The organism is Mycoplasmopsis felis ATCC 23391 (assembly GCF_000701865.1).
In the GTDB taxonomy this organism is placed as follows: Bacteria; Bacillota_I; Bacilli_A; order Mycoplasmatales; family Metamycoplasmataceae; genus Mycoplasmopsis; species Mycoplasmopsis felis.
This window is the reverse complement of sequence record NZ_JNKA01000018.1, coordinates 1-20,849: the sequence shown is the minus strand read 5'-3', so window position 1 is coordinate 20,849 and position 20,849 is coordinate 1. Positions and strand designations below refer to the sequence as shown.

24 protein-coding genes and 2 pseudogenes are annotated in these 20,849 nt (G+C 23.2%); 17 read left to right on the top strand and 9 right to left on the bottom strand.

What is annotated here, in order from left to right; translation table 4 throughout:
* Positions 1-198: 198 nt before the first annotated feature.
* From T405_RS03730 to T405_RS02425, 5 genes and pseudogenes are all read right to left on the bottom strand, one after another.
* Positions 199-1,221, bottom strand: a pseudogene (locus T405_RS03730) (putative cysteine peptidase); the annotation flags it as partial.
* Between the two features lie 252 nt (positions 1,222-1,473).
* Positions 1,474-2,562 (bottom strand): hypothetical protein, encoded by a 1,089-nt coding sequence (locus T405_RS02440; RefSeq protein ID WP_156951241.1) that lies wholly within the window; start codon positions 2,560-2,562, stop codon positions 1,474-1,476.
* Positions 2,555-3,700 (bottom strand): tRNA uracil 4-sulfurtransferase ThiI, encoded by a 1,146-nt coding sequence (gene thiI, locus T405_RS02435; protein WP_036430738.1) that lies wholly within the window; start codon positions 3,698-3,700, stop codon positions 2,555-2,557. Before thiI ends, T405_RS02440 begins: the two co-directional genes overlap by 8 nt.
* A complete protein-coding gene (locus tag T405_RS02430; RefSeq protein WP_156951240.1) occupies positions 3,690-5,105 on the bottom strand; it encodes a hypothetical protein in 1,416 nt (471 codons plus the stop codon). Before T405_RS02430 ends, thiI begins: the two co-directional genes overlap by 11 nt.
* Before the next feature lie 76 nt (positions 5,106-5,181).
* The gene (locus tag T405_RS02425; protein WP_036430734.1) at positions 5,182-5,952 is read right to left on the bottom strand and encodes a hypothetical protein; all 771 of its coding nucleotides are present in this window, start codon (positions 5,950-5,952) and stop codon (positions 5,182-5,184) included.
* 79 nt (positions 5,953-6,031) lie between these two features.
* Between T405_RS02425 and T405_RS02420 the strand changes: the two genes are divergently transcribed.
* The 13 genes and pseudogenes from T405_RS02420 to T405_RS04130 all read left to right on the top strand — a co-directional run bounded on the left by T405_RS02420 (position 6,032) and on the right by T405_RS04130 (position 16,646).
* Complete coding sequence (locus tag T405_RS02420; protein ID WP_036430732.1) at positions 6,032-6,940, top strand: ROK family protein; 909 nt, start codon at positions 6,032-6,034, stop codon at positions 6,938-6,940.
* Between the two features lie 35 nt (positions 6,941-6,975).
* The gene (gene nadE, locus T405_RS02415) at positions 6,976-7,767 is read left to right on the top strand and encodes an NAD(+) synthase (protein WP_036430730.1); all 792 of its coding nucleotides are present in this window, start codon (positions 6,976-6,978) and stop codon (positions 7,765-7,767) included.
* A 9-nt stretch (positions 7,768-7,776) separates the two neighbouring features.
* On the top strand, positions 7,777-8,502 hold the full coding sequence (locus tag T405_RS02410; RefSeq protein ID WP_036430729.1) for a YebC/PmpR family DNA-binding transcriptional regulator: 726 nt from the start codon (positions 7,777-7,779) through the stop codon (positions 8,500-8,502).
* 1 nt (position 8,503) lies between these two features.
* Positions 8,504-9,538: a ZIP family metal transporter gene (locus T405_RS02405; RefSeq protein WP_036430727.1), complete on the top strand. Its 1,035-nt coding sequence runs from the start codon at positions 8,504-8,506 to the stop codon at positions 9,536-9,538.
* An 83-nt stretch (positions 9,539-9,621) separates the two neighbouring features.
* The gene (locus tag T405_RS02400; RefSeq protein WP_036430725.1) at positions 9,622-11,586 is read left to right on the top strand and encodes a GGDEF domain-containing protein; all 1,965 of its coding nucleotides are present in this window, start codon (positions 9,622-9,624) and stop codon (positions 11,584-11,586) included.
* A gap of 2 nt (positions 11,587-11,588) precedes the next feature.
* Complete coding sequence (gene rplI, locus T405_RS02395) at positions 11,589-12,047, top strand: 50S ribosomal protein L9 (protein ID WP_036430723.1); 459 nt, start codon at positions 11,589-11,591, stop codon at positions 12,045-12,047.
* Positions 12,034-13,521, top strand: coding sequence for a replicative DNA helicase (locus T405_RS02390; protein ID WP_036430721.1), 1,488 nt, complete (start codon positions 12,034-12,036; stop codon positions 13,519-13,521). Before rplI ends, T405_RS02390 begins: the two co-directional genes overlap by 14 nt.
* 48 nt (positions 13,522-13,569) lie before the next feature.
* Positions 13,570-14,802 carry a CNNM domain-containing protein gene (locus T405_RS02385; protein ID WP_036430719.1) on the top strand — a complete coding sequence of 411 codons (1,233 nt, stop codon included), beginning with the start codon at positions 13,570-13,572 and terminating at the stop codon, positions 14,800-14,802.
* Positions 14,803-14,939: 137 nt separating this feature from the next.
* The gene (locus tag T405_RS02380) at positions 14,940-15,266 is read left to right on the top strand and encodes a hypothetical protein (RefSeq protein ID WP_051619543.1); all 327 of its coding nucleotides are present in this window, start codon (positions 14,940-14,942) and stop codon (positions 15,264-15,266) included.
* 286 nt (positions 15,267-15,552) lie between these two features.
* Positions 15,553-15,816, top strand: a complete 264-nt coding sequence (locus tag T405_RS03860) for a hypothetical protein (protein WP_156951239.1) — start codon at positions 15,553-15,555, stop codon at positions 15,814-15,816.
* 45 nt (positions 15,817-15,861) lie between these two features.
* Positions 15,862-16,131 (top strand): hypothetical protein, encoded by a 270-nt coding sequence (locus T405_RS02375; RefSeq protein WP_156951238.1) that lies wholly within the window; start codon positions 15,862-15,864, stop codon positions 16,129-16,131.
* A pseudogene (gene dcm / locus T405_RS04150) lies at positions 16,112-16,449 on the top strand (DNA (cytosine-5-)-methyltransferase). Before T405_RS02375 ends, dcm begins: the two are co-directional and overlap by 20 nt.
* Positions 16,440-16,646 (top strand): DNA cytosine methyltransferase, encoded by a 207-nt coding sequence (locus tag T405_RS04130; RefSeq protein ID WP_309299786.1) that lies wholly within the window; start codon positions 16,440-16,442, stop codon positions 16,644-16,646. The pseudogene dcm and the gene T405_RS04130 overlap by 10 nt, the downstream one beginning before the upstream one ends.
* Positions 16,647-16,665: 19 nt before the next feature.
* On the opposite strand, the gene T405_RS04040 is transcribed toward T405_RS04130, so the two are convergent.
* Positions 16,666-16,902, bottom strand: coding sequence for a hypothetical protein (locus T405_RS04040; protein WP_258408961.1), 237 nt, complete (start codon positions 16,900-16,902; stop codon positions 16,666-16,668).
* 231 nt (positions 16,903-17,133) lie between these two features.
* Between T405_RS04040 and T405_RS04035 the strand changes: the two genes are divergently transcribed.
* On the top strand, positions 17,134-17,325 hold the full coding sequence (locus T405_RS04035) for a DNA cytosine methyltransferase (protein ID WP_258408960.1): 192 nt from the start codon (positions 17,134-17,136) through the stop codon (positions 17,323-17,325).
* Positions 17,326-17,387: 62 nt separating this feature from the next.
* Here T405_RS04035 and rplS read toward each other — a convergent pair whose 3' ends face one another.
* From rplS to rpsP, 3 genes are read right to left on the bottom strand one after another with little or no spacing between them, the layout of a single operon-like run.
* The gene (rplS, locus tag T405_RS02365; RefSeq protein WP_036430715.1) at positions 17,388-17,738 is read right to left on the bottom strand and encodes a 50S ribosomal protein L19; all 351 of its coding nucleotides are present in this window, start codon (positions 17,736-17,738) and stop codon (positions 17,388-17,390) included.
* Positions 17,728-18,414 carry a tRNA (guanosine(37)-N1)-methyltransferase TrmD gene (gene trmD, locus T405_RS02360; RefSeq protein WP_036430713.1) on the bottom strand — a complete coding sequence of 229 codons (687 nt, stop codon included), beginning with the start codon at positions 18,412-18,414 and terminating at the stop codon, positions 17,728-17,730. The genes rplS and trmD overlap by 11 nt, the downstream gene beginning before the upstream one ends.
* A complete protein-coding gene (rpsP, locus tag T405_RS02355) occupies positions 18,404-18,649 on the bottom strand; it encodes a 30S ribosomal protein S16 (protein ID WP_036430711.1) in 246 nt (81 codons plus the stop codon). Before rpsP ends, trmD begins: the two co-directional genes overlap by 11 nt.
* 592 nt (positions 18,650-19,241) lie before the next feature.
* Here rpsP and T405_RS04145 point away from each other — a divergent pair.
* The 3 genes from T405_RS04145 to T405_RS02345 all read left to right on the top strand — a co-directional run.
* Complete coding sequence (locus T405_RS04145) at positions 19,242-19,493, top strand: HNH endonuclease domain-containing protein (RefSeq protein ID WP_084271906.1); 252 nt, start codon at positions 19,242-19,244, stop codon at positions 19,491-19,493.
* Positions 19,471-20,475, top strand: coding sequence for a hypothetical protein (locus T405_RS02350; protein ID WP_036430709.1), 1,005 nt, complete (start codon positions 19,471-19,473; stop codon positions 20,473-20,475). Before T405_RS04145 ends, T405_RS02350 begins: the two co-directional genes overlap by 23 nt.
* 40 nt (positions 20,476-20,515) lie before the next feature.
* Positions 20,516-20,849, top strand: a 334-nt coding sequence (locus tag T405_RS02345; RefSeq protein WP_036430707.1) for a hypothetical protein, incomplete at its 3' end; no start/stop codon positions are given.

The following is a 20,849-nucleotide window of genomic DNA, read 5'->3' as shown; positions in this document are numbered from 1 at the left end:
GAGAAAGATTAGACTTAAATTCAAAAACAAAAGAAATTTTAAAAAGAGAGAGGGAGGATTCACAAAGTTTTAATAACTCTTGATATTATTTTGATATTTATTCAAAAATTGTAAATAAATAATTAACAAAAAATACTTAAACATCTATATTGTAGGTGTTTAAGTATTTTTTTAATAAATAAGTGGGAAACTCAGGAAAACACTAGGTATACCTTTTTTAACATATTCTCATGCTTTATAATAACCACCATATTTTCCGTCTAACTTCCACTTATTTATGTTATTTTTTAGGATTTTCTCAGTTGTATTTCACAAAACAGAAGAAGTCTTTAAATCATAATTATAACCACCTTCTTTGAACAAAGTAAATGCTAGTGAATTATCTAAATTTTCATTATTTAAATTATGTTTAGCAAATCTAAAGACAGGAGAAGAATCATTTATATCTTTTTCTGAATCTTTTAATATAAAATATTTATCATAGTCAAATTTTGAGAAAATAGTCGAATCAACAAACAGATGATTATATAAAAGTAATTGTGATAAAGCAACATATTCACACAAACCATTACCCTGATAATCTATGTAACCAGATTTTTCATAGTTATTTCTTGTTGAAAATCATCAAGCATTAGGTACTACATGAGAGACATTAAATTTATTATTTCCGATGTAATCTAACTTTGGAAAATTAGGTCTTTCAGCATTAGATTTATATAAAGAAAAAGTATTAATTTCTTTTTCTCTTTTTTCTTTTTGTTTATTTATAAATTGATTGTCATTGGGTATATTAACAGGTAAGACATTTTTTATAAAATGATTTTTGGAAAATATTTCATTATTACTTATGTTTATTAAGTTATTATCTTTTTCTTTATATAGTCCAAAACCGGGAATATATATAAAGTTTGCATTATCATTTAATTCTAAAGTTTCAAATCTAGTTTCTAGAGTTATAAGTGTTTTAAAATCTATAATAGAATATGCGGATTTAGTTGCAATAACTAGTAGTTTTCTATTATATAAATCTTTAATATAGAGTTTCTTTTTAAAAAATTGTTGTACATTTTGTAGTCTTTTCAATCTCATTAGTTCTGAGAGAATTAAAAGATTCTCTGTATCTTTTTCTTTATAATTTATATTTGAACTCATGAGAGATACGGAATTACTCAATAGAAAACAAGAAGAAAATAAAATGAATAACTTTTTAAATTTTTTCATGATTGCTACCTATATCTTTATTTTATATTTTTTTAAAACCTTAGTTTAAAAATAAGTTTAATTGCTATAAAAAAATATAATATTTACGAAAAAATGTAATTTTTTCCACAAATATTATAAATTTAATTATAAAGTTAAATTTTATTGTTAATTTAATAATTTATATAAATAACAAAATTTTATGTTAGTTTAGTAAGTTATTTAAATATCTTAATAATAATATAACTAATCAAGATATTAGTTCTTTATTGATTATAGTTTGGGTGTTATTTTATTTTTCTTATATGTTTGACTAGCAACTAATAAAATTTTAGAATTGTATTTTTCTATTTCATTTTGAAGTTTATTTATTTCTATATTTAATAAATCTAAGATTTCAAATAATTTTATGTTTCCAAATTTTTTAGTTAGTTTGTTTATTACTTTTATTTTTTCAATATTTTCTGATGATTCTATTTCATTGTTTTCAAGTGTTATTAATTTACTGCATTCAGTAGGAGTTAGTTTTAAATCATGTAAATATTTCTCAATTCCTCTTAGTAATCATATATTTTGTGATTTAGCAGAAATAATTGAATTTCTTTCGTTTTCTATATTTTTGATCAAATTTATTATTTCATTGGATACTTCTCAGTATTTATGAATTAAGGCTAATTTACAAACATCATCTGAATTATAAATTTTAATATCATTCATTAATATTTTTATATCTTTTTCTTTTATTTTATATAATGTATCATCATTTCATTTATCCAATAAAAAAACAGAACCAAGCACACACATTTTTTCACCCGTTGAATCTGCTTCTCTTGTGGTTTTTTTTCTAATCTTGAGATTTAAAATAGGGTTATTGGGATAAGATTTTATTAATAAATCCCAATTAGAAATATATTTTTTTTCAAACAAATTTTGAGGTATTAATTTATCTATAGAAATTTGTCTATTGGTTAAATTATCTGTTTTTAGATTAAAAATCTTCATTAAGACCTTATCTTCTAACAAACCACCTCAAGAATAAAACACCGAATTATTTTCGTTTGGCATAAAATCTTTTATTCCTGTTAGAAACCTTAAATCATTTAATATTTTTACACTTAATTCATTATCTCTATTATTTCCAAAAGATTTGAACTTAATGAATGTAGTTTTCTTGGTAAATTTTGAAAAATTAGTTTCCTTAAAATACCCTATTGTATAACAAAAAATAAAATCTTCAGATTTTAGTTTTTTTAATTGGTTGTCATCTATATTGCTATTAATTAATCATTTTTTCTTAATGATTTTACGCATATAATCCAAAGTTATTGCTTCAAAATCAATGTAAAACTCGAATTTATCCATTTTTATTACCAATTTTAATTAATTCAATTTTAGATTGAATTAATTCTTCTTCTAATTCATTAATCATATTTAATTCACTTTCTAATAGTAAAGCTTGTTGAATGTTAGGTTTTGTTGTTGGTTCCTTAGGAGCAAACAGTTCACAAGTTTCATTAGCTTTAATAATAGAAATATCGTGTGTACTGATTTTTTTAGCAATATCAATTATTTCATTTTTATCATAAGTAATTAATGGTCTTAAAACAGGTACTGTAATTACAGAATTAATTGTATTAATTGATTCTAAAGTTTGTGATGCAACTTGACCTAAGTTTTCACCATTTGATATTGCTAAAATCTTATTCTTTTCTGCTATTTTTTGTGCAATACGGTAAAAACTTCTTCTCATTAAATTGATTTTATATGATTCTTTAGAAGTTAATGCAATATAATTCATCAAATGAGAATAGTCAGCTAATAATAAATTACTTGAAGTTTGGTATTTAGTTAAAACAGAGACTAAATCATTAATCTTTTTTATAGTTCTTTCATCTGTTTGTGGAGGTGTTAAAAAAGATAAAAAGTCAACTTTCAAACCTCTTTTCATTAATTGAAAAGCAGCAACGGGTGAATCAAAACCACCAGAAAGTAAGTGTAAAACCTTTCCTGAAACTCCAACAGGTAATCCACCTAGTCCCTTTATATAATTAGAAAAGATATAAGTGTTATTTCTACGAATTTCGATATAAAATATTTGATCAGGATTATGAACATCTACTTTTAAATTTGAATTCTTTAAAATATGTCCACCAAGAATATTATTTATTTCATTTGAATTATGACCAAATTTTTTGTAATTTCTTCTTGCTGATATTTTAAAAGTTTGAGATGATGGATTAATGAGTTGTAAAATATTTTCTTTAAAAAGTTCAATATTATTTTCAACAACAATTACAGGTGAATAAGAACTAATTCCAAAAACATAATTTAATTGTTTTAAATTTTGTTCTGAATAAGGAAGATACATTCTATCAAATTCTACTTCAGGATTTGTTCCTACTATGTTCTTAATATTATTTTTTAATTGATTAATAAAAGTTTTTCTGTTTTTATGCTTTAAAACTAGTTCACCATATCTTATGAGTATTTTACTGAACATTCTTGCTCCTTTCAAAAAAGTCTTTAAGCAAATAAAAAGCATTTTTAAAGCTCTTTTTATGAATATGCTTATTTATTGCACCTAAATCTATTTTCTTTTGATTATTATATTTATCTGAATTTTTTTCAAAATAAAAATTTAATTTACTAAAAAGGTTGTGATATTTATTGTTCAATTGAATTGAAATAATTAATTTTTCCAATAAACAAATTCATTCATTTCAAGTTTTAATACTGATTTCGCTTGATTGATTCTCTATATTTTTTATAAAAAAATTATTTATTTTTTCTACTAATTTCTTATTTTGAGTGTCAATTGATAAATAAAAATGACTTTTTAATTTTATAAATAATTCTATACTAAATTGAATTTTTTTATCTTCTTCTAAGATACTTTTGCCTTTTAAGAGAGATATTTCTTTTTCAAATTCTTTTAAATGATTGATTAATTCTTCTATTTTATTAATTGAAGAATTAAAAAGATGAAGTTTTTTACTTATGCTGCTTGTAAAAAGAATTAAATGATTTATTTTTTTATTTTTATTTATGTTTATATTATTAAATTCATTTTTTAACTTGTTAGATAACAAAATAAATTTATCTTTGTTTTTCTCAAAAAAATTATTTATTTCATTATTTATATATGAATGTTGTTTATAATTTAAAAATTGACTATAAATATTTTTTATTTTTTTAATTGAATTAATTATATTACAATTACTTTTTGATAAGGATAAGTTTTTAATTTCTTTGATAAAGGTTAAATATATTTCGTTTATATTTATATCAGACCTTAAATTATAAATTTCTAATAACATAAAATCAATTTTCTGACAAGATAAAAACAAATAACCTAAATTAAATATTTTATTTTTTAAATCATTTAATTTAGTTATATTACCGCTTAGATCCCTAGTTTTATAAATATCTATTTTTCAAATATAAATAAGTGTTTCTTCGATTAGATTATGAACTTTTTCTTTAAAGAAAAAGTTAGAAATTTCCGTAGAAATTAATTTATTTTTTCAAGAGTTAATTAGTTGTATATATTTATAAATAGAATTATCTAAATTATTTCATTCATTCATTATTTTATTTGATCAATTTCAAAATTCATTTTGTTTAAATTGAATTTTAGAATTTAATTGTTTGATTTTTTTTATTTGATAAAGTGATTTAAATAAACCAAATTTCTTTTTGTTTATGTTATATGAATTAAATTCTTCAAAAAATAAATTAATTTCTTTATTCAACCTATTTAAGTTATTAAATATAATTTCATTTTCTTCGCTATGCGTCCTTAGTTTACTTACTTTACTTATATTTCTTATATTTTCATATTTATAATTACTAATTTTAATGTTTATTTCTTCTGAGGCTTTTAATATAGATTTTTTTATTAGCAAATATATTAAAATTAAAAATAATGCTAAAAATAAAAAAAGAAAGATTGATATACCAATTCAAAATAATATATGCATTTTATCTTATTACTAAATATACTTTTGAAGGAATACCATATTCAGCAGTTATCTTATCTTCGTATTGATCTATAAATTTTTGATCTATTAAATTAATATCTGTATTGAATATAGTTTGAAGTATTTCATTTTCTATTAATTTATTACTTGGTATATTATTTCCTTCTTTGTTTTGTCTAATTATGAAATAAAAATCAGAATCTACTATTATTTTATTATTAATTAATTTAAGTTTGATTATAGTTCTTCCGAAAGTAATGAATAAAATTTTTTGATTATCTTTTGTATCTATTAAAACTTCAGATATTGAGGTAAACTTAGAAAAATCAATTCTCAATACTTTAGGGAATGAAATATGTGAGTGAGGAATACTATTTTCATTTTCTATTTTATCTAAACCTAAAGCATGCTTAAACAATCTAGAGTGTTTTGCTTCTTCTTTTTCTGGAAATAAAAATCAATCTGTTTTATTTTTTTGTTCTGCACCAAATAATTTGATATTGCTTAAAAATCAAACTCAATTATTGCTTAATAATTTTGAAACTTGAATATTAAATTCTGAATCATTAATATTTAACTTTTGATATTCTTCTTTAAACTTATCAAATGATAATTTTGGTTCTTGAGATTCTATGTTTAATTGAAATTTCTTTAAGACTTCATTGACAGTTAAGTCATTTTTGTAATCTTTTTGTGTTTCTTTATTATTACAACTTATAATTGATATTGGTAAAATAGACAAAGGCAATAGGTTTATTCAGACTTTTTTCATAAAACTCCTTATATTACTAATAAGTAATATTATATTTTAATTTAATTTTTTATATTCATAACTTATATATAATTTTATTATGAAATATCAAGATTTTAAAAATTATGCAGTAATAGATGTTGGTGGAACGAATACACGTTTTGCATTATTTAATAAAAATTGTGAAATAATACACAAAATTAAAACTAAAACAAATTATACAAATGCATTTGAAACATCAGATTGAATTATTGAGCAAATAAACAAAAATAATATAAATTATTTAGCACTATGTATTCCAGGACCTAGTGATTATGGAAATGGAATTATTCTTAATAGTCCAAATCTAGGAGGAACTTGAAGAAATTTTGATTTAAAAAATTATTTACTAAAAAATACTTCTTTAAAAGATATAGTTTTTGAAAATGATGCTAATGCTATGGCATTAGCAAATCATAAAAATTTTAATAAAACTAAAAATGAAATTAGTCAATTTTTTACATTAAGTACTGGTTTTGGTGCAGGATTAATAATTAATGATCAAATTTATCATGGTAATAATTACTATGCTCAAGAAATTGCACAAATTCCTGTTTCAAAACATTCATTTCAAGGAGCATCTAGATTAAAAAATTCATATGCACTAGAATTACACTGTTCAGGAACTGGAATAGAAACTAAAGCAAAATTTTTAGGTTTAAATAAATCAGCAAAAGAAATTTTTGAATTATCGAAAACAAACAAAATGGCAGAAGAAATAGTTAATCAAGCAAAAGATACTCTTAGAGATATATTTGCTATAAGTGCTGGTATATTAGCACCTCATAATTACTTTATTGGCGGAAGTTTAGGTTTAGCACAAAAAGAAATGGTTAAACAAGCATTCCAAGAAGCAAAGGAAATTAGTGATTTTAACCATTTCTATGGAATTAATTTATATTTTGATGAACTAGGTGATGATTCTGCACTAATTGGTTTATATTACTTAATAAAGCAAAGAAATAATTAAATTGATTATATAATAATAATTATACAAAGGTAAAAATGAGTATAATAACAAAATATAGCAATAATAAAGTAGATTTTGATAGAGAAAAAGCATTGAATTATATTGAAGTAATTTTAAATTTTCTTCAAAAATATTTAAAAAAAGCAAAAGCAAATGGTTTTGTTATAGGTATAAGCGGTGGTATTGATTCTGCTTTAACTTATGCATTGGCTAAAAAATTATGCCCAAAGAATACATATGGTATAGTTTTACCTATAAAAAAAATGACTACTAGTGATTTAGAACATATCAATGAACTAGAAAAAACGTTCAATGATTCATTTCAAAGAATAGACTTGACTAAAACTTTCAATGAATTACTTAATAATTTAACATTAAGTAATCTATTAGCAATAGCAAATATTAAACCGAGATTAAGAATGACAACTTTATATGCAATTGCTCAAGAAAAAAATTCTTTAGTATTAGGTACAGACAATGCAGATGAGGTATACATAGGCTATTTCACTAAATTCGGAGATGGTGGCGCAGATTTATTACCTATTTCACAATTAACAAAAGCAGAAGTTAAATATTTAGCAAAATTAGTTGGAGTTCCCGATTCAATTATTAATAAAAAACCATCAGCAGGTTTATGAGAAGGGCAAACCGATGAAAATGAATTAGGATTTTCTTATGACGATCTTGATTTTTATTTAAATCATTTAACTAATAAAAATGAAATAAATAAAAAACTCAAACCCGAAGTTATTCAGAAAATAAAATTAAAACATAAAATAACACAACATAAAAGAGATAAAATTTACAAACCAAATAAAGTTAAATAAGGAGAAATTATGGCAGGACACTCACATTCAGCAAACATAGCACACAGAAAAGGTGCCCAAGACGCAGCAAGAGGAAAAATATTTCAAAAGTTGTCAAAAGAAATATTTGTAGCAGCTTCATTAGGACCCGATCCAGATATGAATCCAGCTCTAAAATTAGCGATTTCTAAAGCTAAATCAAAAAATATGCCAAAAGAGAACATAGAAAGAGCTATTGCAAAAGCAAAGGGAACAAAAAGTTCAGATTCATTCACTGAGTTGATCTTTAATGCAACTATAAGTGGAGGAGCAACATTTATTGTTGTGACATTAAGCGATAATGTTAATAGAGTAAAATCAAATATTCAAGCATATTTTAATAAGCAAAATGCTACCTTAGGTAAAACAGGTCAAATTCCTTTTGTATTTGATAAAAAAGGAATTATAGAAATTTCTAAAAATGAAACCACAGAAGATGATTTAATGATGATAGCTCTAGAAAGTGGTGCAGATGATATTCAAACTTTAGATGATTCATTTATAATTTTCTGTAAACCAGAAAACTTCAGCGAATTAAAGAATGCTCTAGAAACTAATTTAAAAATAGAAAACTTTATCCAATGTGAAGTTACATATATTCCTAATATGTATGTAGAATACGATGAAGAAAAAAGAAACAAACTCCTAGAATTTGCTGAAAAATTAAAAGATGATGATGATGTTCAAGATGTTTATCATAATATAGAAGTTTTATAAAATGCAGTGAATTTCAGATTTATATGTTTATTTAAATGATAATATTCAGATTCAATGAGCATCTAAATTAATTTTAGTTTTCATTTTTTTATTTGCTTTATTATTAATACCAATAATTTTATCCTTAGTTTTACCTTTTTTTAAAAATATCTTAAAAGGGAAATCTAAAGTATATTTATATGCATTTTCTACTGGATTTTTTATCATACTATCTATTTTTGGTTTTCTAAAGGAATCACTAGAAGTATCTAGTTTTCAAGGTGCAATAAATGGTTATTCATCAACACAAACATATTTGACAAATATTGGATTAGTAGCAGGCGGAACCTTAACTGGAATTATTTTTTCTTTTGTTCTAAAATTTGCAATATCATTTCAACTTAATAAAAAATTAATGTCTTCTAAAAAATTAAGTATATTCATCCATCAACATGAGCATAGTGATCACGTTCACACACATAGCCATTCAGATTTTATGAATAATAAAGATGATAAATTATCCTTAGTAGAAGATACATTAAAAGAAAAAGTAGAAGGTAAGTTAAAATTAATTGCTTTATTATTATTATTAACTCACAGAATACCAGAAGGATTATTAATTGGTTATAGTTTAAATCAACATATTCCAGTTGATGGTGTGATTTATAGTCAAAATAGTGCTTTAACAACTGCATACTTTCTTTCATTAATTTTTCATTTAATACCAGAAGAAACAATTTTTTATCTTAGATTAAGAGAATCTGGTCTTTCTCCTTGAAAAGCTTTATTTGTTTCATTCATTGGATTATTTTTATTTTTACCTTTTATGTTGATTGGAATTTATGTTGGAGATTTTATTAATTCATTTTTAAAAAGCTTTATATACGCAGGAATAGGTGGTGTATTTTTATTTACTTCTTTAGTGGAATTTTTCCCTGAATTTTATCATGAGATTTTCAATAAGAAGAAATGATTAATAACATTAATCTTCTTATTTATGGGAGTTATTTTTGCAGTTATTATTCTTTCTTTCCATACTCATTCTCATGGAATTTAAATCAACAAATAGTTGATTTTTTTATTTAAATTTTCAAAATTTAAATAGTGTATAATTGAATTATTAAATTAAAATGGAGAATAATGAACTCGAAACAAAAATTTTGGACATTTATATTTTCTGGAGTAGTATTATTTATATTATTACTTACTTCATTAATTGTATTTTTAAAAATTGAATATAATTTTTATTTATATTTATTATTAATTTGAGGCATTTTTTTATTATTAATTTTGATAACCTTCATTTTGTATTTTGGAGTAATTAACTTTTCAAATTCTAGGGAACTAGTTAAAAAATCCTTTAATAATTTAATAGAAGAAGTTATTTCTAATAATCATTTAGGACTTATTATTTATGATAATGAATTTCAAATAATTTGGACAAGTAAATTAATTAAAACTTCATTTAGTAATGATTTAATTGGGACAAAAATATCAGACTTTTTTAAATATTATGATTGTGATATTTCAAATTTTCATAAGTATGTTGATATAAATTTCACTAAAGATAATCAAATTTTTCAAGCTCAATTTTTACCCATTCAAAATACTGTTGTTATTAAAGACATAACTTCCGAAAATATAATAAAAAGAGAAGTAAAAGATCTTAAACCTGTTGTGGGAGAATTAGAAATAGATAATTACAACCTATATCAATCTATTTTATCTGAAGAACAATTATTTATGATCAACAAAGTTGTTATTGATGTTTTAAATGAGTGTGTAAACAAATATAACATTATTTATCGACAGTATACTAATGGTAAATTTATTCTATTTTTAGATGAAAAGACTTTAGAAAAATTCAAAAAAACCAAATTCAATATTTTTATTGAAATAAATAAACTTATAGAAAATAGTGATATAAATAAACTTTCTTTAAGTTTGGGTTTTGCTACAGGTTGGACATCATTAAAAGAAAAACTTGAGGAAGCAAAAAAAGCTTTAATTCATTCACAATCCAGAGGTGGTGATCAAGTAACTATTTTTTCTAATCATTCACAACCTATATATTATGGTTCACATACTGAATTGATATCAGATAATAATCGAACAAAAATTAAAGCAATCACAGAAATTTTAATTAATAAATTATCAAGTGATAATATAGAAAATGTAATTATTTATGGACATAAAAATGCGGATTTAGATGCATTAGGTTCTGCTTGTGGAATTTATGAAATTGCATTAGCTTATAATAAAAAGCCATATCTTTGTATGAATACATTTGACAGTACAACAAATTTATTAATACAAAAAAAAGAATTTAAGGATTATAAATTTATACACCCAAAATATGTAGCCGGTTTGATAAATGAAAGAACGCTTGTTGTTATGGTAGATAATTCAGATATTTTAAGATCTGATTATAGTGATGGTTTACTTAATGTACAAAGAAATAATATTTTTGTTTTTGACCATCACAGACAAGGTAAAATCATAGATTTTGCTCCAAAATCAAATATTTATATAGAAACTACTTGCTCAAGTGCAAGCGAAATAATCACAGAAATTTATATGTTCTTAACACATAAAATTTATTTAAAACCTTTTATAGCACAATTATTATTAAATGGAATATATCTGGATACAAGTCAATTTTCACGAATAACCTCAAAAAGGACATTTGATGCTTGTGCATTGCTAGAATCAAAGGGAGCAAGTATATCAGTAAGTACTGATTTACTAAAAATAGACAATGATACAGCCATTAAGGTTTCTAAATTATTGGAAAATTTAACTGAAGTAAAAACAGGTTATTATTTAGCTTACTCAGACCAAGAATATTCAAACGATGTAATATCTATTGCATCTAATGAAGTTTTAAGAGTAAAAGGAAGAATTGCTTCATTTGTTGTTGGTAAATTAGAAAAAAGCAATTTATATAAACTAAGTGCAAGAGGTCTAGATGCAAATGTACAAATAATATGTGAAGCAGTTGGTGGTGGAGGACACTTTTCAGCAGCGGCAGCAGAAACAAATGAGGATTTAGATACTTTTATAGATAATATTAAACATGCAATAAACACAATAGAAAAGAGATAATTATGAAAATCATATTAACAAAAGATTGTAAAGACGGAAAAGCAAACACAATTATAGAAGTAGCATCAGGTTATGGAACAAATTTTTTAGTTAAAAAAGGATTTGGTGTTCCATATAATGAAAAAAACTATGCTCAATTACAAAAAACACTTAATGATTTAGTAGCAAATGAACATGAAACTAGAACGAATGCCTTAAGGGAAAAAGAAAAAATAGAGGAATTAGTTCTAAAATATCAATTAACTGCAAATATCGATGGTAATCATAATTTAAATGTACATGGTTCTGTATCTACTAAAGATGTAGATAAATCATTAAAAGAATTAGGTTTTAAATTACCAAAACACTCCTTACAAAAAATTCACTTAGTTTCTGAAGGTAATCATGATGTTGAAGTTAATTTATATAAAGACATCATAGCTAAATTAAGGATAGAAATAAAAATTAATGTCAAAAAATAAAAAACAAGATAATCAATATCATAATTTCGAATTTTTACCTACAAAGTATATTGAAAATACTTTGTTTAGAGATTCATTGATAGAAAAAAATATTTTAGCAATTATGATTTCTGATGAATCTAGACAACAAATGGGAATTGATTATTTAACTTCAGATGATTTTGTTAGTGAAGAATATAAACAATTATTTAGTTTAATTAGTGAAAAGAAAAAACAAACAGGAATTGATAAAATCACTTTTTTTAATTTCTATGATATATCTAATGATATTGAAACATCACCTTCATTAAGAAATAAATTCCCTCTAGTAACTAGTTCTTTATTGTCTGATTTATCTATATCATTCCAAAATGAAAATAACATTAATTTCTACATTGAAAAATTAAGAGAATTAACAAAACTTAGAGCATTGGAAGTTTTTTATGAAATATCATTAAATTCATTTAAAAACAAAAAAGATATTTCATGAGATTTTTCTCTTGCTGACTTTGAAAAGTTTGTTACAGAACACAATGGTAGTGGTATTAATAATAGTTCTTTTGTTTCAATTGGTCAAGCAACCCAAGAATTTCAAGAAAAATTAAGTGAAATTAAAGCATATAATTCAATAGATAAAGACACCTTATTAACAAACTTTAATTCAATAGATTATTATGTTAAAGGTTTTAAACCAGGACAACTAATAGTTTTAGCAGCAAGACCTGGAGTTGGTAAAACAGCACTAGCCTTAAACATAGCGTCAAATATTTCTAGATTAAAACCATATGATGATAGTTATGTTAAAAATGTAGCCTTTATTTCGCTTGAAATGCCTGTAAATGAATTAATTGCTCGTTATTATTCTTCACTTGCTAAAATTGATTTATGAAAAATACAAAATCCAAGAAAACTAGATGATGAAGAATGATTTAAATTACAAGGTCAATTTATTATAGAAGAAGAAAATTCACACTTGTTTTTTGATGATGCTACAACAAGTAGAATCACTGACATAATTTGAAAAATTAAGCAATTAGCAAAAAATCTTAAAGATGGTTTACATTTTGTAGTTGTAGATTACTTACAATTAATTTCAGGCGGACCAAATGCCTCGGGAAACAGACAAAATGAAATAGCATTAATTTCAAGAAGTTTAAAAACTTTAGCACTTGACTTAAAAATCCCTATAATGGCTTTATCTCAATTATCACGTAGTGTAGAAAACAGGGAAGATAAATCTCCGCAACTACATGACTTAAGAGAATCGGGTGCTATAGAACAAGATGCTGATATAGTTATTTTCTTAAGCAGAAATAGTCAAAAAAAATCAAAAAATAATAATGATTCAAAAGATGAATCATCTGAATATACCTTAACAAAAGTCTCTGTTGCAAAAAACCGTAATGGTCAACCAGGAAATTCAGAATTAATTTATGAAGGTCGAATAGTAACATTTAACGATGCACCAAGAGACATTTCAATAAATGAAGAATAGGAGAATGATGGAATATTCCTGTTGTAAGATAGTTTATAAAGGAGAATTATGTCCTTTATTTATTATTTAGTAATAATACCAATTTTAATAATTTTGTTTTTATTAAGTTCAATATATAGTGGTTGTGAAACAGCCTATTCAACTTTACCGAAGTCTAAGATTTATGAAATGGTAGAAAATAAAGAAACTTCAAATAAACTCATAAGTAAACACTATAATAAATATAATAGAATATTAACAACCATTTTAATAGGAAATAATTTAGTTAATGTTATTTCTTCTGTTTTAATGGGTGTATTTTTAGGTAAATTATTTACTGATGAAACACTAATTATAATTATTTCAACTGCAATTGTTACACCTTTACTAGTTATCTTTGGTGAAATTACACCAAAACTATTAGCTAGAAAAAATCCAAAAAAATTCTTGCAAATTTTTAGTTGATGAATTGATTTAAATTATTGAGTATTCTGAATTTTAACCTGACCGATACATAAATTATCAAAAGATGTTTATATAACTAATTCAGAAGAAGATTTAAAATCAATAATAAATTTGGCTCAAAGTGAAGGTGTTTTGCAAACCGGTGAAAGTTTACTAGCAAAAAATGCTCTCGATTTAGATTCAACAAAAGTATTATCACATTATATTAAACTTAAGGAAGTAACAACTCTATCTTATAAAGCAAATGTATCTGAAGCAATACAATTATTTAAAGAAACTAACTATTCACGGATACCGGTTGAACAAAACGGCCAATTAATAGGTATTTTATTATTAAAAGATATCTTTCATCTTAAAAAAGGAAAAATTATTAATTATATAAAAAGAGTTCCTTTAATTTCATCTAACTCAATTTTATCTAGTGCTTTAGAAAAAATGCGAGCAGCAAGAGCACAAATGGGTTTTGTAGTAGAAAATAATAATAGTACAGACGTTATAGGAATTATAACAATTGAAGACATTATCGAAGAAATTATAGGTGAAATCTATGATGAATATGATGATGATGAAAAAATTTATGAAATATCATTAGAAAAATCCAGAGTACGAGGAGATACTTTCATCGGAGAATTATTCAAACAGTTAGAACTAGATCCAAGTTTATTAGAAGAAAATGAAGAACAATTAACTTTATACCACTGATTTGCTAAAAAAATAAATAAACCAAAACTTTATAAAACTTCTAAATACACACTTAAAGATAAAGTAAGTTTTAAGGTATTAGAAACAAATAAAAATAAAGAATCAGAGACCTTAATAGAAGTATACATAGAATAAAACCACTCCCAGAGTGGTTTTATTCTTCTTATCGTCTTTTATGAATTAGAAGATATGTTTGTTGATATGTAATAAAATTATATTGAACATATTAAAAAGTAAATTTGGTTTGAAAAATGTTATATTCAAGAGAGAATATGGATAAGAAATATAAATCAGAACAAATTTATAAAAATGGGAAGATAGTTATTGATTTTGATCAATCAATAACAAAGAAAATAAATTTCTTAGAAATTTTAAATCATTCACTTAATTCTGGAGCTAAAGAATTTAAGTACAAAAATAAAATATTATTCCTTTACATTAATAACAATATCAAACATTATTTTATTTGTGCTTGAGTAACTTATCTTGGTAATCCTCACCCAATTTTTAAAAAAAGAATCCAATTAAAAAGTTGATATAAAGATTTTATAAATGAATATCAATCACAACAGACTAAAATATATATTTTTGGTGTTTAAAATATAATGATAATGTTTTATATTGGACTTTAAAATTACGACTATATTAAAAATAAATTAAATTCTTCTTTTGCTCATATTTATATAAATGACTTATATCAAGGCTTAAAATATAATATTTTCAATAAAGTTGATTTAAAAAATAATCACATTTGTATAAATATATAAACGAAAATAATCATAATTTTCAAAATTTATTTTCCGTTTTTTCTAATTTTAATAAAACATTTAACTTTAATGAAACTTTAATGGCAATAAATTGTATTAAAGAAATGAAAGAAAATGATTGATATCAAGCAAAAGGTGTTGAGCGACCTGACCGGTTTTAGAATTTAAATTTAAGCAATTTGTTAATTCTCAAAATATAGATAATTTAATTTTTGTCAAGGATTATAAAGATAAATTTGATTTAGATTTTGATTTATTTTTTAATTATGAAAATTTCTATGGTGATTTAAAATGCTCAGATTTATCTAAGAAACAAAACCTGGTAATGACCAGAAAAATACACTACAAGCACTTAAGAAATACAAAAAACTATGATACATAGTTCTATGAACATACAACCTTAAAAGATAAAGATTTTAATAATGAAATGCCAAAGACAAGAATGGAATTATTTAAAATTAATAATAGTAAAATTTTTTATGTAAATAAAATGAAACATTCTGTAATTTTTAAACAGATGAGGATATTTGAAATTAATGAAAGTAGTTTTAAATACATATTATCAGATTTTAAACAAGGTCATAATTCAGGTACTAATCATAATAAAAGAGAACCGAAATTTTTATTAAATAAAGAAAACATGAATAATAGCATTGTTTATACATATATAAGTAAGGATGGTTATGAAAAAATTTAAATTTATAGATTTATTTGCAGGGATAGGTGGATTTCATCAAGCAATGGAAAATTTAGGTGGTGAATGTGTATTTGCTAATGAAATTGATAAATATGCAATTGAAACTTATAAAAAAATTATGGTATTAATCCTTATAATGATATAACAAAAATAAATGCTCAAGACATACCAAAACATGATGTTTTATGTGCCGGTTTTCCTTGTCAACCTTTTTCGAAAGGGGGTGATAGACTTGGTTTTGAATACAAAATTAGGGGAACATTATTTTTTGATATAGCTAGAATTTTAAAACATCATAAAACCCTTTTATCATTTTAGAAAATGTAAGAAATTTAGTTTCACATCATCAAGGAAAAACATGAAAAACAATTAAAGAAACACTGGAAAACCTAGGTTATATCATAACATTATCACCATTAGTCATAAGTCCTCATCACATTGGCATTCCTCAAATCAGAGAAAGAGTAATAATTGCTGGTTATCACAAATCATTAAATATAAAAACTTTAATATAGAATTACCAAAAAAAGATGACTATAAAAATGATATCGATACTATTCTCGATAAAGAAGTAGATAAAAAATATAATATAACTAATCATGAAGAAAGAATACTAGAATGTTGGAATGATTTTATAAAAGGAATTAAATACATTCCTAAAAAGTCAAAATCTGAAGGCATTTTTGTAAAAGAAAAATTCAAAGGAACATTATGTTTTCCTGTGTGATCAGAAGAATTCTTAAACCCTTTCCAACTTTTAGAGATAAACAAAAAATGAAAAAATGATTTTATTTTAAAAAATAAATTATTATTTGAATATAATAAATAATTTATTTTAAAATGACTTAAAAAATGAGATTATCTTAATGAATTTACTAAAACAGAAAAAAAATAGAGTGACAATGTGGTAGGGATTATAAATCTATTTGAGACACTATAATTCAATTTTGACCTTCAGGGATAATAGTTAAAAAACCTGATTTCTTCCCAGTTCTTGTAGCTATGGTGCGTCTACCTATAATAGGTAAATATAAAAGAAGAATAACACCAAAAGAAGCAAGCAGATTAGAAAGTTTTTCAGAAAATTTTATATGTAACGAAAATGATTATCAAGCTTATAAACAATTTGGTAATGCAGCAAATGTAAAAGTAATAGAATATATAGAAAAACAATTTATTAAATTAAATAATTAGTATTACTATAGTATTTATTAATTTATTGAATAGCAAAAATCATCCGATTTGGATGATTTTTGTTATCTTTTAATTTCTTTAAGACGTGCACTTTTACCTTTACGGTCTCTCATGTAGAATAATCTTTTTCTTCTAACTTTATTAGAACGTAAAACCTCAATGTGTGCTATTAATGGTGAGTAAACAGGGAAGGTTCTTTCAACACCTATACCATAAGATATTTTTCTAACAGTAAATGTTTCTCTTGTTCCTGATTCTTTTTTAGAAATAACTAAACCTTCAAAAACCTGAATACGTTCTTTTTCTCCTTCACGGATACGAACTGAAACTTTAACATTATCTCCTGTTTTAAATTCAGGTAAATCTTTACGTAACTGTGCTTTTTCAACTACTTCTAATAATTTATTTCTCATTATTTTTTATCCTTTCAATAATATCGGGCCTATTTTTTTTAGTTTTTAATAATTGTGATTCCCGTTTTCATATTTCTATTTCTTTATGATTCCCGTTTAATAAAACTTCTGGAACTTTCATACCTTTATATTCCCTTGGTCTTGTATATTGTGGATAATCTAACAATCCCATTCCTTGAAAAGAATCGTTTATGTGTGACTGCGATTTAATAACACCAGGAACTAATCTAGCAATAGAATCTGCAATAACCATAGATGGTAACTCACCACCAGTTAAAACAAAATCACCAATAGATAATTCTAAATCCACAAGTTGAACTATTCTTTCATCAAAACCTTCATATCTACCTGAAATTAGTGTTATTTGTTCTTTGTTAGCTAATTCATTAGCTATTTGTTGATTGAATATCTTGCCTTGAGGTGATACAAGGATTTTATACCCACCATTATCATTTAGTGAATTTAATGCTAAATCAATTGGTTCAATTTGTAATAACAAACCATGACCACCACCATAGATTTCATCATCTACTTTTCTATGCTTGTCTTTACTAAATTCTCTAAAATCAATAACATTAACTTCTAATAAGTTTTTTTGAATTGCTTTGTTTATTATACTTTCGTTTTTAAATGGTTCAAAGTATTTAGGAAATAAAGTTAAGAAATTAATTTTCATTATTAGATACTTTATGTGTTTTGAATAAATTTGCAACAGTATCAGTAGGTTTTGCACCTTGATTTAATCATTTCAAAGCACTTTCGTTATTTAAAATAAATTCTTTTGTTAGAGGGTTATAGTGTCCTAACGCTTCAATGAATTTACCATCACGTGGTGCTCTTGAATCAGCGACAACTATTTTGTATACAGGTTTAAATTTACTTCCCATTCTTCTTAATCTAATTTTTACCATATTTGCTCCTTTCTTAGTGTCAAGCACTTTTGCTTGACAGATATAAGTAATAGAATTATAAAATAAATCAAGAAAAACAGAAATTTTTATTTTTAATTAATATTAACTAAATAATAATTAAACATTTTAATTTATACATCTAATTTAAATTATCTGCAAAGAAAATGCAAAATAGGTTTGCGAAATGCTTTCTAGAAAACAAATATAATAACTACTTTTTTTGACTTTTGCTTTGTTTTTTTGTTTTAATTAATATGTTAAATATTGAATATTTTATTTTAAATAATTAGACAAAATAAATTTATTATATTTTACTTTATGTAGTTTATTTTTATATATTTAATATTTAAATTAACAATTATAAGCAACAATATAATTAATATTTTTTTATAAAAAAACATAAAAAAAGTAAATTCATAAGTTAAAGGAAAATTTAAAAAAATTTACTTTTTGTATATGTTTTGATTTTAAAAAATAAGAAAGGAATTATTATGAAAATAAATCTAGATAATGCTTTGAAATTATGACGTCTTAGATATGGTAATGAATCAGAAATCCAAGATTACACAGGCAAATGAATTAAAAGAGATCATTATGAAGGAAGTGGAATAGTAGTGATTATGTTTGAAATATCGATCATTTAATCCCGAAATCAAGAGGCGGAGGAGATAACCAAGATAATCTTGTAATTTGTCATGTCGAAACAAATGAAGAAAAAGCAGATAGAACATCATGAATTGGTTATGATGCTGATGGTGATTGAATTAATCTTCAAATAAACAGAAAAAGAATAATAAATCAAGATACAAGAGAAGTTCTTTATGACCCAAAATGATATAAATAGAAATATAGAATACAAATTAGACAGACACAACAAAATTAACAAAATATTTGGTATTTTACTATTAATTAGTACTTTTTTCTTAATGCTAGTTATTTTGTTTTTTATTTTATTTATAATCAATTTATCAACTGGTGACATAATTTCAAATCGAAGTTTTAATCATTTTTCAGGTCCTTATATTAATTCATATAGTATAGATAATTCTTCTAAAGGTAAAGATTATTTAATAACTTTTGAAGTATTTTTATCCATCTATGTAATGATACAAATAACTTTATATGTTTTATCTTTCATATTATTATTTAAAAATATATCTGAGAATAATAATACATATGAAAAAAATCAAAAAAGAAAATTAACTTGATTTTTAATTTTGCAAATTCTTTATATTATGAATTTTTGAAACCCTTTATTTAGCATACTAATAGCTTATACAATTTTTGTTCTTAATTCTTTAGCAAATAGAAAAGAAGAAAATCAATTCTTATTTTTTAATATTAATAATATTGGATTAAATAGTAAAAGAAGTACAAAGATTTTTGGTTGAAGTTTTTTAATAATTTTTGTCTTATCAATTATTCAAGGAGTTATTATTGGTGGAGTTTACTCTTTATTGTTAAATTCTGACAAGAATCCTCTTACACCTACAATTATTTTGTCAATAATTTTTGCATATATAAATATATTTATAATCCTTTATACATCTTATTTATGTCTATATCATCAATTAAGAAATAAATGAGTTGATAATTTATATAAATCTAATTTATTTATTATTTTACAATTTTTAATGCTTGTATTACCAATGTTTTTACCATTCTTATTTATCATTTTATTAATGTTTTATATAGTAGAAAATAAAAGTTTAAATAAGGAAGAAGAAATACAGACAAAAAAAATCGAAAAGAAACAAGAAAATATTTTTATTAAAAAAGTAACTCCAACCACTAATTCAGATATTAAGTGAAGACCTAAATTTTAAAAAAATAGAGTTTATAAAATGATAAAAGAAGGGATATTATTTGCTAAAAGATTATAAAAATAAAATAAAACTAATTTCAATAAATACCCTTTCTTACACATTAATAGCATTTTTTTCAATTGTTTTAGTATTTTTATCTGTTTATAATATCGAAACTAAAAATTTTTTCTGACATGAAAATAAAAATAATTTAGCAAATCTTATAAATTTATTTGCAGCAATATCTGGTTTTTTAGGTGTTATATCAATATATCTTTTTGCAAAGAAAAAGCAAATAGGATTTTTAATTGCAACATTAAATGCAATATTCTTAATTATTTATTTAGTTTACAATACTTTATTGATTGATGCTACTTTAAACTTTATATATATTT